Below are 15,598 nucleotides of genomic sequence, written 5' to 3' on the forward strand. Positions count from 1 at the left end.
CGGCACTACCGCTCTTCAACGATGACGCTTTTCCAGCACCGCCCGCGCATCATCCAGCGACAAGCCTCGCGCGCGCAGCAGCACCAGCAGGTGGTACAGCAGGTCCGAAGCCTCGCCGAGCAGCGCCTCATCATCCTGCGCCACGGCGGCCAATGCGGTCTCCACGCCCTCCTCGCCCACCTTCTGCGCGATGCGGCGGATGCCGCCCTCGAACAGGCTGGTGGTGTAGCTGCCTGGCGGGCGCTGCGCCTCGCGCATCGCCACCAGCTGGCCCAGCCCGCCCAGGAAGTCCTTCGGTGCCTGGTCGAAACAACTCTCGGCACCGGTATGGCAGGTTGGCCCGGCCGGGCGTGCCATCACCAGCAGCGTGTCGGCATCGCAGTCGACGCTGATCGACTGCACCACCAGCACGTTGCCGGACTGCTCGCCCTTGGTCCACAACCGCTGCTTGCTGCGGCTGAAGAAGGTCATGTGGCCGATGGCCAGCGTGGCCGCCAGCGACTCGGCGCTGACATAGCCGAGCATCAGCACCTGCAGGGTATCGGCTTCCTGCACCACCGCCGGCAGCAGGCCGTCGCCCTTGCCCCAGTCCAGCGCCTGCAGCGCATCCAGCGATGGCCTCACTTCAATAGACATCCCGCACCTCGATCTGCTGTCCGCGCAGGTAGCGCTTCAATTCCGGAATGGCGATGGCGCCGCTGTGGAACACGCTGGCCGCCAACGCGCCGTCGACGTCGGCCTGGTCGAAGGCTTCGGCGAAGTGCTCCATCGCACCGGCACCACCCGAGGCGATCAGCGGCACCTGGCACAGGGCCCGCGCCTGCTGCAGCTGCACGACATCGTAGCCACGGCGTACGCCATCGCTGTCCATGCAGTTCAACACGATTTCGCCAGCGCCACGCCGTTGCGCTTCGACGATCCAGTCCAGGGTCCGCAGCGGTACCGCCTGGGTCTTGTCCGGGTCGCCACTGAAACGGCGTACCCGCCACTGGCCGTCCGCTTCGCGTACCGAGTCCACACCCACCACCACGCACTGCACGCCGAACTCGTCGGCCAGTTCAGTGATCAGTTCGAGGCGGCCCAGCGCAGGCGAGTTGATCGACACCTTGTCGGCACCGGCGAACAGCACGCGACGCGCGGTTTCCACGCTGTCGATGCCACCGGCCACGCAGAACGGAATGTCGATCAGGCGTGCGATGCGCTCGATCCAGGCGACGTCGACCGACCGTGCTTCGGGACTGGCGCCGATGTCATAGAACACCAGCTCGTCGGCACCCTGGTCGCGGTAGCGCTGCGCCAGCTCGGCGATGTCGCCCATGTCGACGTGATCGCGGAAGCGCACGCCCTTGACCACGCGGCCATCGCGCACGTCCAGGCACGGAATGATGCGGCGGCTCAACATGCCAGCGCCTCGCTCAGGTCCATGCGCTGCTCCAGCAGGGCCTTGCCGAGGATGGCACCGCCGCAGCCGGCAACACGCGCCTCGGCCACATCGGCCACGTCACGGATGCCACCGGAGGCCTGCACCGCCACGCCCGGCAGCAGCGCCGACAGGTGCTGGTAGAGGCTGATGTTGGGCCCGGCCAGCATGCCATCGCGGGCGATGTCGGTGCACAGCAGGTGGCGCATGCCGGCACGCGCATAACGCAGGGCCAGGTCATCCAGGGTCACGCCGGCGTTCTCGGTCCAGCCGTGCACCGGCAACTGCCATTGGCCCTGGGCATCCTGGCGGGCATCCAGCGCGATGGTGATGCGCTCGGCGCCGAACTCCTCCAGCCAGCCGACCACTTCGTCGGGGCGGCGTACTGCCAGCGAACCCACCACCACGCGGCCGGCGCCGGCATCGAGGATGCGCGCCACGTCGTCGCGTCCGCGCACGCCACCGCCGGTCTGCACCTGCAGCGGCGTCTGCGCACGGATCGACGCCAGCAGCGGCACAAGGGTGTAGCCACCGGCACGCGCCGCGTCCAGGTCGACCAGATGCATCCACTGCGCGCCCTGCGCAGCGAAGGCCTGTGCACGCGGCAGCGGATCGTCGCCATACGAGGTTTCCTGCGCGTAGTCACCCTGGCGCAGCCGCACCACGCGGCCGTCGCGGATATCCAGCGCGGGGTAGACGATGAAACTCATGCAGCAGTGCCCTCGAGGAAGTTGCGCAGCATCAGCGAACCGGTCTCGCCGGAGCGCTCGGGGTGGAACTGTGCGCCGTAGTAACGCCCCTGCTCCACCACGGCAGTGAACAGGCCACCGTGGTCGCAGGCAGCGACGGTGTGGGTATTGAGCGGCGCCGCATAGCTGTGCACGAAGTAGGCGCTGGCGCGCTCCGGCACGCCTTGCAGCAGCAGCGATTCGCGCAGCGGGAGCAGGCGGTTCCAGCCCATGTGCGGCACACGGATGCCACAGGCCGGTACCAGCTTGCGCACCACGCCCGGAATCAATCCCAGTGTCTCGACGCCGGCCTCCTCGGAGCGTTCGAACAGCAATTGCATGCCCAGGCAGATGCCCATCAGCGGCACCTCCAGTCGCTGCAGCGGTTCCACCAGGCCCTGCGCATGCAGGCGCTGCATGCCGGGACCAGCGGCGCCGACGCCGGGCAGGATCACCCGCTGCGCACCGACCAGACCGTCGGCATCGCGCACCAGCCGCACCGTCGCGCCCAGGCGCTCCAATGCGTAGCGCACCGAGCCCAGGTTGGCACCGCCGGCATCGATCAGCGCAACGTCGCTCACAGCGCCCCCTTGGTGCTCGGCAGTGCCGTGCCCTGGCGGGCCAATGCCGGGCGCAGCGCGCGCGCCAGTGCCTTGAAGCAGGCCTCGACCTTGTGGTGGTCGTTGTCGCCGCGCACCTGCAGGTTGAGGTTCAGGCCGCTGGCGTCGCACAGCGAACGGAAGAAGTGCGGCACCAGCTCGGTCGGCATATCGCCCACGCGCTCACGCTTGAACTCGCCCTCGAACACGAAATAGGGGCGGCCGCTGAAATCCAGCGCAGCGCTGGCCAGGGTCTCGTCCATCGGCAGGGTGAAGCCGTAGCGGCCGATGCCGCGCTTGTCGCCCAGCGCCTCGCGCAGGGCCTGACCCAGCGCCAGCCCGGTGTCCTCGATGGTGTGGTGCTCGTCGATGTGCAGGTCGCCCTCGGCCTGGATGTCCAGCGCGAACCCGCCGTGCTTGCCGATCTGTTCCAGCATGTGGTCGAAGAACGGCAGTCCGGTGGCGATGCGCGCATCACCGGCACGGTCCAGATCCAGTTCAACGCGGATCCTCGTCTCCTTGGTGTTGCGTTGGACCACGGCGGTGCGCGGCGCATCGGCCAGCGCGTGGGCGATGCCCGGCCAGTCCCACTCGCCACCGAACTGCTCGGTGCGCAGCTGGAAGCCACGGATGTTGAGGTTGTCGGCGAACTGCAGGTCGGTGATACGGTCGCCGACCATGCCCGAACGCGCCCAGTCGATGCTGCGGTCCTGCAGGTAAGCGGTCATCAGGCCGATGCCCGGCTTGCGGGTGGGCGCCTTGTCCTGCGGCCAGCTGCAGTCGATCAGCACGTCACGGAAGGTGACCCCCTGGCTCTCGAAGATCTGCAGCATCAGGTCGTTGGGGCCATCGAAGCTGGCGCGCGGGTAGCTGTCGCTGCCGAGGCCATCCTGATTGGTGACGATCACGAACTGGTAGCCGGCATCCCGCAGCTTCAGCAGCGCCGGGATCACCTGCGGCACGAAGCGCAGCTTCTCGTAGGCGTCGATCTGGAAATCGGACGGCTCCTCGATGAGGGTGCCGTCGCGGTCGATGAACAGGATTGGTGTCATGCTGCGGCCCTCCGCGCCGACAGGGCCGCAAGCACGCGGTCATTCTCTTCGGGGCTGCCGATGCTGATGCGCAGTGCATCACCCAGCTGCGGTGCGGCGCGCTGGTCGCGCACCACCACACCGGCATCCAGCAAGGTGTCGAACGCTGCCTGCGCATCAGCGAAGCGGACCAGCAGGTAGTTGCCGGCCGAGCGGTACACGCGACGAACGCCAGGCAGGCCCGGCAGCGCAGCGAACAGGCGTTCGCGCTCGGCGATGACCGTGGCCACGCGCTCGGCGGTACGTGCCAGTGCGGCCGGCTGCAGCGCCTGCACGGCCAGCTCGGCGCACGGGGTCGGCACCGGGTACGGCGCCTGGCAGCGGCGCAGTACGGCAATCAGTTCCGGCGCGGCGATCAGGGTACCGATGCGCGCGGCCGCAAGTGCGTGCGCCTTCGACAACGTGCGCAGCACCGCCAGATTGGCGTGCGCGGCCAGCAACGTGGTCGCCGACGGGCGCTGCGTGTACTCGACATAAGCCTCGTCCACCACCACCAGGGCCTGCCCACGCAGAGCAGTGGCGACGCGCTCGATCTCGTCCAGGGCGATGTCACTGCCGGCCGGGTTGGACGGTGCGCACAGGAAGACCAGCTTGGCGTTGCGCGCCTTGGCGGTATCGATCACAGCATCCAGATCGGCACGCAGGCCGTCTTCGGTATCCACCAGGGGCACTTCAATCAGTGCGGCGCCCTGCAGGCGCGCACAGACCGCGTACATGCCGAACACCGGCGGCGTGACCAGCACGCCATCGCGGCCCGGCACGCACAGGGCACGCACCAGCAGATCGATGGCTTCGTCGCTGCCGCGGCCGATCAGCAGCTGCTGCGGCGTTACTCCATACAGCCCAGCCAGGCCCTCGCGCAGGGCCAGCGGCTGCGGCTCGGGGTAGCGACGGCTGCTGCCGGCGCTGTCGGCCGGATTCGCCCAGGCCGATTCGTTGGCATTCAACCAGACCTCGCCCTGCACCGCTGCACTGCGCGCCGAACTGTAGCCAGCGAAGGCCTGCAGGTCCGGGCGCACCAGTGCGAGCACCTCATCGATAGCCGCGTTCATGCCGCGGCCTCCATGCGCAGGGCCACTGCACGCTCGTGCGCATCCAGCCCTTCGGCGCTGGCGATGACGCGTGCGCAGCCGCCGATTGCCGCCAATCCTGCAGCGCTGGCGCTCTGCACGCTGATCAGGTTCTGGAAGCTGGCCACGCTCACGCCGCTGTAGGCACGTGCGGCACCGGCGGTGGGCAGCACGTGGTTGGTGCCGCTGCAATAGTCACCCAGTGCCTCGGGCGTGTAGTCGCCGAGGAACACCGAGCCGGCTGCCTGCACCTCGTCCAGCCACGCGCGCGGTTCGCGCAGGGCCAGGATCAGGTGCTCGGGCGCGTAGCGGTTGCTGATCGCGAACGCCTCGGCCAGCGAATCGACCTGGATCAGGCGCGACGCCGACAGCGCCTGGCGCGCGATCTGCTGGCGCGGCAGCAGGGCCACCTGGCGCTCCACCTCAGCCTCGACCGCCGCCAGCATCGCGGGGGCGTCGGTCAGCAACAGTACCTGCGAATCCGGACCGTGCTCGGCCTGCGACAGCAGGTCGGCGGCAACGAACGCCGGATTGGCGCCGGCATCGGCGATCACCAGTACTTCGGAGGGACCAGCCGGCATGTCGATGGCGGCGGCGCCATCCTGTGCGACCTGCTGCTTGGCTTCGGTGACGAAGCTGTTGCCGGGACCGAACAGCTTGTCACAGGCCGGGATGCTGGCCGTGCCATAGGCCATCGCGGCGATCGCCTGGGCGCCGCCCAGCTTGAACACGCGCTGCACGCCGGTCAGGCGCGCGGCCACCAGCACCGCAGGATCGGCACTGCCGTCGGCGCGCGGCGGCGTGCACAGCACCACTTGGGGGCAGCCGGCCAGCTGCGCCGGAACGCCCAGCATCAACGCGGTGGACGGCAGCGGCGCGCTGCCAGCCGGTACGTACAGGCCAACCCGGCCGATCGGACGCAGCATGCGTTCGCAGACCACGCCCGGTGCGGTTTCCACCGCATACCCCGTACCCATGCCGGCGGCGTGGAAACGGGCGATGCGTTCGGCGGCGTCCACCATGGCCTGGCGCAGTTCGGCCGGGACGGCGGCTTCGGCCGCAGCGAACTCGGCTTCGCTCACTTCAAAGGCTGGCAACTCGACACCATCGAAGCGCGCGGTGATCGCACGCAGCGCGTCGTCGCCCTGTGCGCGCACCTGTGCGATCAGCGCGGCCACGGCATCGCGGGTCTGCTGCGCCACGGTCTGCACCGGGCGGGTCAATGCCGCGCTGCGCGCGGCCTCATCAAGTCGGGACCAGATCAGACGGTTCATGCCAGCGATCGCTCCACGCTCAGTACCATCAGGCCCTGCGCACCCGCGCGCTCGAGTTCCTCCATGCGCTGCCAGCTCAGCGGGCCGGGGCACATGGTCTGCAGGCGCAGCGCGCCGCCATCGGCCGGCAACCGCACCAGCGGCTCGGCATCGGCCAGCAGCTGCGCCAGCGCGTCGACGCGGTCCTCGCTGGCACGGAACATCAGCAGCTTGCGGTCCTGGCGCTGCACCACACCGTCGAGGCGGCGCAGCAGCATCGCGCGCAGCGATGCACGTGCGTCATCCGGCACGCGCACCGCGCCGGCCAGCACCGCCTCGCTGTCGAGCAGGTTGTGCACCGGGGTCAGCTGATTGGCGCGCAGGGTGGCGCCGCTGGACACCAGATCGCAGATCAGGTCGGCGGTGCCCAGGCGCGGAGCGATTTCCACCGAACCGGACAGCTCGACCACCTGTGCGTCCACGCCCTGCTCGGCCAGCCACTGCTTGAGGATGGCCGGGTAACTGGTGGCGATGCGGGTGCCGGCCAGCTGCGCCGGACCCTGCCACTGCCATTCCTCGGGGACCGCCAGCATCAGCCGGCACTGGCCGAAGCCCAGCCCACGCAGCGCCTGGTAGGCGTCCGGCAGGCCGATCTGACGGCGTGCCGCGGCCTGTTCGTCCAGCTCGTTGCGGCCGACGATGCCGAGGTCGCAGACGCCGTCGGCGATCAGGCCGGGGATGTCGTCGTCGCGCACCAGCAGCAGGTCCACCGGCAGCGATTCGCCGTAGCAGAACAGCTTGTCGCGGCTCTCGCGCCAGCTCAGGCCGCAGGCGCTGAGCAGGTTGCGGGCGGGTTCGGCCAGCCGGCCACTCTTCTGGATGGCGATACGCAGCCGGTCTCGTGCCGGCGCTGCCTGGGTTGCACTCATGGGGGAGGTCTCGAAGTTCGGAACGGGGCGCGGATCAGCGCGAGGCAAGGCGGTCGATGGCGGCGGCATAGCCTCGATGGCCATGCTCAAGCGTGCGTGCCACCCGTCCGGTGGTGGTCACGCTGACGCCGGTGCGCTCGTGGATCTCGCGGTACGGCACGCCCTGCTGCAGCAGCGGCACCACCTTCCAGCGGTCAGCCATGGCTTCCAGCTCGGCCGGGGTGCACAGGTCACGCAGGAAGGCTTCGACCTGTTCCGGCTCGCGCAGGGCGGCAAAGGCTTGGGCCAGGGCTTCCAGGTCGGCCTTCGGGTCTTTGGCGGCAATCTCGGGGCGGGCTTTCATGGGGTGGTTTCCATGCATTAATGTAATAGCGCGTTAGTACATTAACGCATTCTTGCGCAGTGCGTCAAATCGAGGATTGAGGGGGCCGCAGGGCTGCTGCCCTGCACCCGCAGAGGCAAGAGCCAGAGCAACAGCGGGCATTCCTTGGGATGGCGGGGTGGGTCCGGTCGAGGGGGACGCTGCAAGTACGTCCATGTAAGCTCGGTCGCCGCTTGCTCGTGTGCGCAATCCTGCGCACACGGCAAGGCCGGGGTTGGGCGTCCTGCCCAACCCGCCCGAGGCATGCCTCGGGCCCATGCGGCTCACGCCCCCTCAACCGGACCCACCCCGCCTTCGACAGTTGGCCGCGATCTGCTGGATCTCGCTGGGAAACTGATCGGAACCGGCTTTTGTAGAGTCGAGCCATGCTCGACTGCGCTTCGTCCAGAAACGCAAAACGCCCACCAAGGGGCGGGCGTTCTGCTTTCAAATCAACAACCTGGCCCGACTCAGGGCAGGCAGCGCACCTCGGCCTGCAGCGCTCCGCGCCGCAGGCATTCGCCGAACAGGCTGCCCTGCCGGCTCGGCCGGGACTGAACGTTTTCCAACGCCCCCGCACCTGCGGGGCACTTCCGCGAGGCCAAAGCCTGCAGGTCACTCTCCAGCTGCGCTCTGTCGATCACATGGCAACGATCAACCTGCAGCCGGTACTGGTCCAGACCTATCCGCGTGCTGTGCAGCGCCGGGTCGCTCTGGCAGCCGGCCAGCAGGAGGACGATCAGCCCTCCTGCCGCGACCCGCATCACACCATCGCCTTCGACTGCTCCAGCTCCACCAGCAGGGTGCTGGCCAGCTCGTCGCGCGACACTTCGAACTGCTGTTCGCGCAGCAGGTCCTTCACTGCCACCACGCCGCGCGCCAGTTCATCCTCACCCGCCAGCACCACGAAGCGGATGCCGGCCTTGGCCGCGTACTGGAACTGCTTGCCGATCTTCTTCGGCTCCATCTGCACTTCGGTGTTGATGCCACCGGCACGCAGGCGGCGGGCAATGTCAAGCGACTGCGGCATGCCCTGCTCGTCCATCAGCGCCACCAGCGCCTGCACGCTGCTGGCTTCGATGCCGTCGATCAGGCCCGCCTCGCGCAGCTGCCAGAACAGACGCGACAGGCCAATGGAGATACCCACGCCCGGCAGCTTCGACTTGCTGTAGTGGCTGGCCAGGTCTTCGTAACGGCCGCCCGAGCAGATCGAGCCGATCTGCGGGTGGTCGGTCAGCGTGGTCTCGTAGACGGTGCCGGTGTAGTAGTCCAGGCCGCGGGCAATGGAGAAGTTCAGGCAGTACGCGGTTTCCGGCACGCCCAGCGCCTGCACCAACTGCAGCACTTCGCGCAGTTCGGCGATGCCGGTACGCAGGATCTCCGAAGAACCGGCGTCGGCTTCCAGCGTGACCAGCTGCGCCAGCGCATCGGCATGGCCCTGCGAACGCACGGCGACGAACGACAGGATCTTCTCGACCTGTTCTGCCGGGATGTTGAAGCCCTCGCCCACCAGCGTCTCGCGCACGTAATCGGCGCCTCGCTTGTCCAGCTTGTCCACTTCGCGCAGTACGGCCAGCTGACGCTCGCCCTCGGCCACGCCCAGGCTCTCGAAGAAGCCGCGCATCAGCTTGCGGTTGTTCAGCTGGATGCTGAAGTCACCGATGCGCAGTTCCGAGAACACCGCATGGATGACCGCCAGCACTTCGGCGTCGTAACGCACGCTCAGGCTGTCCTTGCCGATCACATCGATGTCGCACTGGTAGAACTCGCGGAAACGTCCGCGCTGGGCGCGCTCGCCGCGGTAGACGCGCTGCATCTGGTAGCGGCGGAACGGGAAGGTCAGTTCGTGTTCGTGCTCGGCCACATAGCGTGCCAGCGGCACGGTCAGGTCGAAGCGCAGCGCCATTTCCGGCAGCGAACGGTCGCCCGATTCGGCCGCGTTCGCCAGCGCGCCGGTGGACTGCACGAAGTACACCTGGCGCTCGGTCTCGCCGCCGGACTTGGTCAGCAGCACGTCGGACAGCTCGAACACCGGCGTCTCCACCGGCAGGAACCCGAAGCGCTCGTAGTTGCGGCGGATGACGTCCAGCATGCGCTGGAACGCAATCTGCTCGCGCGGCAGCAGTTCAAGGGTGCCGGGCGGGGTACGGGGCTTGATCACGGGCGGAACTCCTGCTGGAACGGGACGTGGGAGGGGGCGACATTCTAGCGCCCCCGCCTCGGGCAGGGTCGAACGGCCGCTTGAAGTATCATAAGGCCCTCCCCGCCCGCGATACGCCCCCCGCAACATGTCACGGCCTTCCGGCGCTCCGCCCGCCACCAACGATCCCGCCTCGCCGTCCTGCACCACGCTGGACTGCCTGCACTGCTCGGTTCGCCACCTTGCGGTGTGCTCGGCGCTGTCGCCCGATGAAGTGCAGGCGCTGGAACAGGTCACCGTCTCGCAGCAGGTCGGCATGGGCAGCACGCTGGCCCGCACCGGCGAAGAGCGCGACCATGTCTATACATTGACTGCCGGCGCACTGCGCCTGGTGCGCACCCTGGCTGACGGCCGCCGCCAGATCAACGGCTTCGTGCTGCCCGGCGACTACCTGGGCCTGAGCGGCAGCGACCACCACCGCTACGACATCGAGGCCATCGCCGACAGCCGTGTATGCCGCGTCGCGCTGCCACAGATGAAGGCCCTGCGCAGCCGTTTCCCGCACCTGGAGCGCAAGCTGCTGCAGCGCGCGTGCCAGGAACTGGATGCCGCGCAGGACGCCGCGCTGGCGCTGGCACGCCTGCAGCCGGCCGAGAAGCTGGCCGATTTCCTGCTGCGCCTGGCCGCACGCGAGGCCAAGCTGGGTGGCGACGGCCTGCGCGTATCGCTGCCGATGGGCCGCGGCGATATCGCCGACCATCTGGGCCTGACCATGGAAACGGTCAGCCGCACTTTCACCAAGCTGCGCCAGCAAGGGCTGATCGCCCTGCCCCACCTGAACGTGGTGGAGATCCTCGACGAGGACGGGCTGCGCACGCTGGCCGGTGAAGGGTTGATCTGACCGCATGCGGTCCGTGGGGTTGCCGGTCAGCGCAGCAACACCTCACGCAACGCCGTGTAATCGGCCGCCAACGGTTCGGCGTGCGCCGGCCGCTGCAGCAACGCATCCAGCACAGGCGGCACCGCCACCGCTTCGCCGATCAGCGGCTCGACCACGGCCTCGAACTTGGCCGGATGCGCCGTGGCCACCACCGCCCAGTCGCCCTTGGCACCGCGCGCACGCAGGTCCTGCAGCACCTTCACCGCCGTCGCCGTGTGCGGGCAGAACAGCTCGCCGCGGCTGGCATGCGCTGCCGCAATCGTCGCGCGGATGGTCACGTCATCCACCGCGAACGCGCGGAACGCAGCACGCAGTTCCGCGTCGTCGCCGTGGTAGAGCCAGCGCAGTCGCTCGAAGTTGCTCGGCGCACCGACGTCCATTGCATTGGCCACGGTCGCCACACTCGCCTGCGGCTGGTAGTCGCCGCCATTGAAGTACGCCGGCAGCACCGCATTGGCATTGGTGGCCAGCACGATCTGACCGATCGGCACACCCAGCGCGCGCGCCAGCACCGCTGCCATCGCATTGCCCAGGTTGCCGGTCGGCACCACCAGATTGAGCCGGCGACGATGCGCGGCGTAGTGGGTCAACGCTGCATGCGCGTAGTAGCTCATCTGCGGCAGCAGTCGGCCCAGGCTGATGCTGTTGGCCGAGCTCAACGGCACCTGCGCCTGCAGTTCGCGGTCAGCCAGCGCCTGCTTGACCATCGCCTGGCAATCGTCGAATGCGCCCGCCACACGCAGAGCCTGGATGTTGTCGCCGAAACAACCGAGCTGATGCGCCTGGCGCGGAGATACGCGGCCATCCGGATACAGCACCACCACGCGCACGCCCGGCTGGCGATGGAAGGCCGCCGCAACGGCGGCACCGGTATCGCCGGACGTGGCGACGACGATCGTCAGATCGCGGTCCTTGCCGGCCTGCAGCCGCGACAGCGTACCGGCCAGGAAGCGCGCGCCGATATCCTTGAACGCTGCGGTCGGCCCATGGAACAGCTCCAGCACGTGGTCGCCATCGCCGAGCGCACGCAGCGGCACCGGGAAGTCGAACGCCTCGCGACAGATCGCCGGAAGCGCAGCCTCGAGTGCATCGCCAGCAAAGAACGGCATCAGCAGATCGGCGGCGGTATCGGCCAGGGTCGGCCCGGCCTGCAGTTCGCGGACGGCCGGCAGAAGCGCGGGGACATACAGCCCGCCATCGGGCGCCAATCCGGCGGCGATCGCCGCGCTGAGGCCAACGGCCGGAGACTGGCCGCGGGTCGAAACAAATTGCATGGGTTCGGTATCCAGTAAAGGGGAAGGATTCAGCACAGCCGGGCTCCCGGTGCATCCAGTGGCGATACCCAGGCGTCACTGTCGAAGCCGGCCGCAGCGAACGCTGCCTGCACCGGCGCCGCAGCGGCACGCGCCTGGTCGGCATCCTCGAACCAGGCGAACACGCTGGGTCCGGCACCTGAGATGCCCGCGCCCATTGCATGGGACGACAGCGCCGCATCACGGGCGGCTTCGAAGCCGGCAATCAATCCGGCCCGTCGCGGTTCGACCAGCACATCGCGCAGGCCCGCGCGTACCAGCGTCGCGTCACTGCGATGGCAGCCACTGAGCACCAGCGCGAGGTTCGCGCTCTGTGCCACGAACTCGCCCAGCGCATAGCTGCCCTGCAGGGCCTGGCGGGCACGGCGCGTTTCCAGCACCGCGTGCGGATGCACCAGCAGGCTGTGCCAGCTGGCAGGCACCGGGATCGGCAACAGGCGATCGGCCGTACACAACGCCAGGCCACCCAGCAGCAGCGGGCCGACGTTGTCACCGTGGCGGCCGCCACTGGCCACCGCCTCACCGTCCAGCGCAAACGGGTACAGCGCCTCGCGCGACAGCGGCACATCCAGCAGCGCATTGGCGGCGACCAGCGCCGCGACACTCGATGCGGCCGATCCGCCCATGCCGGAACCGAACGGGATGCCCTTGTCGATCTCGACCGCGAAACCGAAGTCCAGGCCCAGCCCTGCGCGCAGCGACATCAAGGCTGCACCTGCGGTGTTCCCGGCCGCATCCAGTGGCAACTCAATGGCACTGCCACGGATCGCCTCGATGCGCACCAGCGGCTCATCGATGCGGCGCACGCTCACGGTATCGCCAATGCCGGCAATGGCATGGCCGAGAATGTCGAAGCCCACCGCCACGTTGGCCACCGAGGCAGGCGCGAACGCACGTGCGATCACAGGCGCGCTCCTTCACCGGCCGCGACCCGCAGCAGGTCGGCGAACACACCGGCCGCGGTGACTTCCGGGCCGGCGCCCGGACCCTGCACCACCAACGGGTTGTCGCAGTAGCGACGGGTGCGGAACTGCACCACGTTGTCGGTCAGCCGCAGGTTGGCGAAGGCGTGATCGGCCGGCAGCTCCTGCAGACCGACCGAGGCGCCATCGGCACCCAGCTGTGCCACATAGCGCAGCACCGCCCCCCGCGCCCGCGCGTCCTGCAGGCGCTGCAGCAGGCTGGCATCAGACTCACCCAGCCGCGCCATGAACTCATCCACGCTGCCATCGCGCAGCAGCGCCGGCACCAGGCTTTCCACCTGTACCTGTTCCAGGCTGAGCGCGTGGCCGGCTTCGCGGGCGAGGATCACCAGCTTGCGCGCCACATCCACGCCTGAAAGATCATCGCGCGGGTCCGGCTCGGTGTAGCCCATCGACCGCGCCTGCGCGACCAACTGCGAGAACGGCTGGCTGCCATCGAAACGGTTGAACAGCCAGGCCAGCGTGCCGGAGAAGATGCCTTCAATCGCCAGCACCTCGTCACCTGTATCGACCAGATCGCGCAGCGTGGTGATCACCGGCAGGCCCGCGCCGACCGTGGCCTCGTAGCGGAAGCGCGCGCCACTGGCCGCCGCTGCAGCACGGATGCGCTGGTAGCGCGGCAGCGGCCCGGCGCCGGCCTGCTTGTTGGGGGTGACCACGTGGATGCCGGCCGCCAGCCAGCCCTCATAGCGCTCGGCCACCTCGGCACTGCCACTGCAGTCGATCACCACCGCATGCGGCAGGTGCGCGGCCAGCAGGTGTTCGGTGAAGCGATCCAGATCGCTGGACTCGCCCGCTTCCTGCAAGGCCTCCCGCCAGTCGGCGTGCAGGCCATCCACTTCCAGGCGCATGCGCGAACGCGAGGCCAGCGCGCGCAGGCGCAGATCCACATTGGCCTTGGCCAGCAGCTGCGGGCGTGCGGCCAGCAACTGGTCCAGCAGTGCGGCACCGACGTTGCCCGGCCCGATCACACCGACCGCAAACGTCTGCGGCGACAGCCAGAAGCCGGCATGCGCGGCGCGCAAGGCGCGGGTGGCATCGGCACTGTCCACCGCCACTGAAATGTTGCGCTCGGACGAGCCCTGCGCGATCGCCAGGATGTTCACCTGCGCACGGCCCAGTGCCTCGAACAGGCGTGCGGCCACGCCGGGTTGGCCGGCCATGCCGTCGCCCACCGCCGCCAGGACGCTGACGCCCTCGCTGACCTGCACGCGCTGCACCTGGCCCACCGACAGCTCATGCGCGAACGCATGCAGCAGCGCCTCGCGGCCGCGCGCAGCTTCGGCGGCGCGTACCACGCAGCAGATCGAATGTTCCGACGACCCCTGCGAGATCATCACCACCGACACCTGCGCCTGGCGCAGGGCGGCGAATACGCGCTCTGCAGTGCCCGGCACGCCGATCAGACCGGTGCCTTCCAGGTTCAACAGGGCCAAGCCGGGGCTCAGGGTCAGGCCCTTCACCGGCCCGCGCGGCGAGCGCTCGGCGCTGATGCGCGTCCCCGGATGCGCCGGCTGGAAGGTATTGCGGATGAAGATCGGCAGGCCGAGGCGGATCGCCGGCGACATCGTCTGCGGGTGCACCACCTTGGCGCCGAAATAAGCCAGCTCGCAGGCCTCGTCGTAGCTCAGCGACTCCAGCTGCACCGCCTCGGGCACCAGCCGCGGGTCGGCCGACAGCACGCCGTCGACATCGGTCCAGATGTGCAGTTCATCGGCGTTGAACAGCGCGGCGAAGATCGCGCCGGAGTAATCGCTGCCGTTGCGGCCGAGCGTGGTGATGCGGTCATGACGGTCACGGGCGACGAAGCCGGTGGCGACCAGGCGTGGCTGCGGATGCTGCAGGCGCCACTTGGCGAGGCGGTCGGCGCTGGCTTCCCAGTCGACATCGACGCCCAGTTCGCCATGCCCCACCACCAGCACGTCGCGCGCATCCAGCACTGCACAGTCTGCGCCCAGCGCCTGCAGGTGCGTGCCGAGCAGCTGCGCGGAGAACACTTCGCCCAGGCCCTGCACGCGGTCGAGTACTTCGCGTGGCAGCTCGCCGATCACCGCCAACGCCGCCAGCACTTCGGCCAGTTGATCGAAGCGGGCGTCGATCCATTCGACTGTCTCGCCCACCTGCTCGCCCAGCAGGGCCACGGCGGCGCCACGGTGGCGCGCGCGCAGCGCATGCCAGGCCTCGCGCCAGCCTTCGTCACCCTTGGCTGCCAGCTGGGCCAGCTCGATCAGTGCGTCGGTGACCCCCTTCATCGCCGAGACGACAGTGACCTGCAGCGATTCGGGGCGGGCCAGCAGCAGGCCGGCGACATGGCGGTAGCGTTCGGCATCGGCCACCGAGGTGCCGCCGAACTTGTGCACGACGATGGACGGTGCAGCCAGATCGGCCGGGGCAACGGGATGAGCGGGGGCGTGGGAAGACATGCAGACCTCGGTAGGAGGCCCCGTCGCATGCAGGTGTCGAGTTTCCCCGCCACCTGTATGGTGCGGGGCCGTGGTTTTCGGGAGTTACACGAAGACGACGGGCCGCACCAGGGCAGTGGTGACGGTGGTGGTGGTAATGGTGGTGGTGGCGACCGGCGCAGTCGAACGGCCCGCAGTGGCGGGGGCGATCAGGCTGGCATGGGCGGCATCAAGAACCATGACGCACAGAAAACACCGTGCGCCGGGCCGCTGTCAAGTGCTGCGATGCAAAAAATCGTTGCCGCGATCATCGGCCAACGTGCCGGCATTTGGTTGCATCTGAGACCAAGCGGCCATCAGCATGCTTGA

General features: G+C 68.8%; 16 protein-coding genes. 2 read left to right on the forward strand and 14 right to left on the reverse strand.

The genetic code is table 11. The features are described from left to right. Positions 1-15: 15 nt before the first annotated feature. From hisIE to hisS, 11 genes are all read right to left on the reverse strand, one after another. Entirely contained in the window at positions 16-636 is a 621-nt protein-coding gene (gene hisIE, locus N5D91_RS02685; protein ID WP_180854701.1) for a bifunctional phosphoribosyl-AMP cyclohydrolase/phosphoribosyl-ATP diphosphatase HisIE, read from the reverse strand. Then, positions 626-1,402: an imidazole glycerol phosphate synthase subunit HisF gene (gene hisF / locus N5D91_RS02690; RefSeq protein WP_180854702.1), complete on the reverse strand. Its 777-nt coding sequence runs from the start codon at positions 1,400-1,402 to the stop codon at positions 626-628. Before hisF ends, hisIE begins: the two co-directional genes overlap by 11 nt. After that, positions 1,396-2,130: a 1-(5-phosphoribosyl)-5-[(5-phosphoribosylamino)methylideneamino]imidazole-4-carboxamide isomerase gene (hisA, locus tag N5D91_RS02695; protein WP_180847201.1), complete on the reverse strand. Its 735-nt coding sequence runs from the start codon at positions 2,128-2,130 to the stop codon at positions 1,396-1,398. The genes hisF and hisA overlap by 7 nt, the downstream gene beginning before the upstream one ends. Continuing rightward, a complete protein-coding gene (gene hisH / locus N5D91_RS02700; protein ID WP_008268504.1) occupies positions 2,127-2,729 on the reverse strand; it encodes an imidazole glycerol phosphate synthase subunit HisH in 603 nt (200 codons plus the stop codon). Before hisH ends, hisA begins: the two co-directional genes overlap by 4 nt. Continuing rightward, positions 2,726-3,799: a bifunctional histidinol-phosphatase/imidazoleglycerol-phosphate dehydratase HisB gene (hisB, locus tag N5D91_RS02705; RefSeq protein WP_180854703.1), complete on the reverse strand. Its 1,074-nt coding sequence runs from the start codon at positions 3,797-3,799 to the stop codon at positions 2,726-2,728. Before hisB ends, hisH begins: the two co-directional genes overlap by 4 nt. Next, entirely contained in the window at positions 3,796-4,890 is a 1,095-nt protein-coding gene (gene hisC, locus N5D91_RS02710) for a histidinol-phosphate transaminase (RefSeq protein WP_180854704.1), read from the reverse strand. The genes hisB and hisC overlap by 4 nt, the downstream gene beginning before the upstream one ends. Further along, complete coding sequence (gene hisD, locus N5D91_RS02715; protein ID WP_180847204.1) at positions 4,887-6,182, reverse strand: histidinol dehydrogenase; 1,296 nt, start codon at positions 6,180-6,182, stop codon at positions 4,887-4,889. Before hisD ends, hisC begins: the two co-directional genes overlap by 4 nt. Further along, on the reverse strand, positions 6,179-7,090 hold the full coding sequence (gene hisG, locus N5D91_RS02720) for an ATP phosphoribosyltransferase (RefSeq protein ID WP_010482592.1): 912 nt from the start codon (positions 7,088-7,090) through the stop codon (positions 6,179-6,181). The genes hisD and hisG overlap by 4 nt, the downstream gene beginning before the upstream one ends. Before the next feature lie 34 nt (positions 7,091-7,124). Continuing rightward, on the reverse strand, positions 7,125-7,433 hold the full coding sequence (locus N5D91_RS02725; RefSeq protein WP_088025802.1) for a YerC/YecD family TrpR-related protein: 309 nt from the start codon (positions 7,431-7,433) through the stop codon (positions 7,125-7,127). Positions 7,434-7,921: 488 nt separating this feature from the next. Then, complete coding sequence (locus tag N5D91_RS02730; RefSeq protein WP_219635070.1) at positions 7,922-8,215, reverse strand: hypothetical protein; 294 nt, start codon at positions 8,213-8,215, stop codon at positions 7,922-7,924. Further along, positions 8,215-9,612 carry a histidine--tRNA ligase gene (hisS, locus tag N5D91_RS02735; protein ID WP_180854706.1) on the reverse strand — a complete coding sequence of 466 codons (1,398 nt, stop codon included), beginning with the start codon at positions 9,610-9,612 and terminating at the stop codon, positions 8,215-8,217. The genes N5D91_RS02730 and hisS overlap by 1 nt, the downstream gene beginning before the upstream one ends. Positions 9,613-9,739: 127 nt before the next feature. On the opposite strand from hisS, the gene N5D91_RS02740 reads away from it, so the two are divergent. After that, on the forward strand, positions 9,740-10,492 hold the full coding sequence (locus N5D91_RS02740; RefSeq protein ID WP_075674614.1) for a helix-turn-helix domain-containing protein: 753 nt from the start codon (positions 9,740-9,742) through the stop codon (positions 10,490-10,492). Between the two features lie 26 nt (positions 10,493-10,518). On the opposite strand, the gene thrC is transcribed toward N5D91_RS02740, so the two are convergent. Genes thrC through thrA form a run of 3 tightly spaced genes read right to left on the reverse strand, consistent with a single transcriptional unit; the run spans position 10,519 to position 15,250 of the window. Then, positions 10,519-11,805, reverse strand: coding sequence for a threonine synthase (gene thrC, locus N5D91_RS02745; protein ID WP_180854707.1), 1,287 nt, complete (start codon positions 11,803-11,805; stop codon positions 10,519-10,521). A gap of 29 nt (positions 11,806-11,834) precedes the next feature. Continuing rightward, entirely contained in the window at positions 11,835-12,749 is a 915-nt protein-coding gene (locus N5D91_RS02750) for a homoserine kinase (protein WP_180854708.1), read from the reverse strand. After that, on the reverse strand, positions 12,746-15,250 hold the full coding sequence (gene thrA, locus N5D91_RS02755) for a bifunctional aspartate kinase/homoserine dehydrogenase I (protein ID WP_180847208.1): 2,505 nt from the start codon (positions 15,248-15,250) through the stop codon (positions 12,746-12,748). Before thrA ends, N5D91_RS02750 begins: the two co-directional genes overlap by 4 nt. Positions 15,251-15,277: 27 nt before the next feature. Here thrA and N5D91_RS02760 point away from each other — a divergent pair, with 27 nt between their 5' ends. Next, positions 15,278-15,598, forward strand: a complete 321-nt coding sequence (locus N5D91_RS02760) for a hypothetical protein (RefSeq protein WP_180847209.1) — start codon at positions 15,278-15,280, stop codon at positions 15,596-15,598.

It is taken from the genome of Stenotrophomonas sp. GD03794 (assembly GCF_029842145.1).
Classification (GTDB): Bacteria; Pseudomonadota; Gammaproteobacteria; order Xanthomonadales; family Xanthomonadaceae; genus Stenotrophomonas; species Stenotrophomonas riyadhensis.

Coding starts and splice junctions, on each gene's coding strand:
- N5D91_RS02730 (WP_219635070.1), bottom strand. CDS start 8,215: ATGCGGGTCGCGGCAGGAGGGCTGATCGTCCTCCTGCTGGCCGGCTGC.
- hisIE (WP_180854701.1), bottom strand. CDS start 636: ATGTCTATTGAAGTGAGGCCATCGCTGGATGCGCTGCAGGCGCTGGAC.
- hisB (WP_180854703.1), bottom strand. CDS start 3,799: ATGACACCAATCCTGTTCATCGACCGCGACGGCACCCTCATCGAGGAG.
- hisF (WP_180854702.1), bottom strand. CDS start 1,402: ATGTTGAGCCGCCGCATCATTCCGTGCCTGGACGTGCGCGATGGCCGC.
- hisG (WP_010482592.1), bottom strand. CDS start 7,090: ATGAGTGCAACCCAGGCAGCGCCGGCACGAGACCGGCTGCGTATCGCC.
- thrC (WP_180854707.1), bottom strand. CDS start 11,805: ATGCAATTTGTTTCGACCCGCGGCCAGTCTCCGGCCGTTGGCCTCAGC.
- N5D91_RS02760 (WP_180847209.1), top strand. CDS start 15,278: ATGCAGGTGTCGAGTTTCCCCGCCACCTGTATGGTGCGGGGCCGTGGT.
- N5D91_RS02725 (WP_088025802.1), bottom strand. CDS start 7,433: ATGAAAGCCCGCCCCGAGATTGCCGCCAAAGACCCGAAGGCCGACCTG.
- thrA (WP_180847208.1), bottom strand. CDS start 15,250: ATGTCTTCCCACGCCCCCGCTCATCCCGTTGCCCCGGCCGATCTGGCT.
- hisA (WP_180847201.1), bottom strand. CDS start 2,130: ATGAGTTTCATCGTCTACCCCGCGCTGGATATCCGCGACGGCCGCGTG.
- hisC (WP_180854704.1), bottom strand. CDS start 4,890: ATGAACGCGGCTATCGATGAGGTGCTCGCACTGGTGCGCCCGGACCTG.
- hisD (WP_180847204.1), bottom strand. CDS start 6,182: ATGAACCGTCTGATCTGGTCCCGACTTGATGAGGCCGCGCGCAGCGCG.
- N5D91_RS02740 (WP_075674614.1), top strand. CDS start 9,740: ATGTCACGGCCTTCCGGCGCTCCGCCCGCCACCAACGATCCCGCCTCG.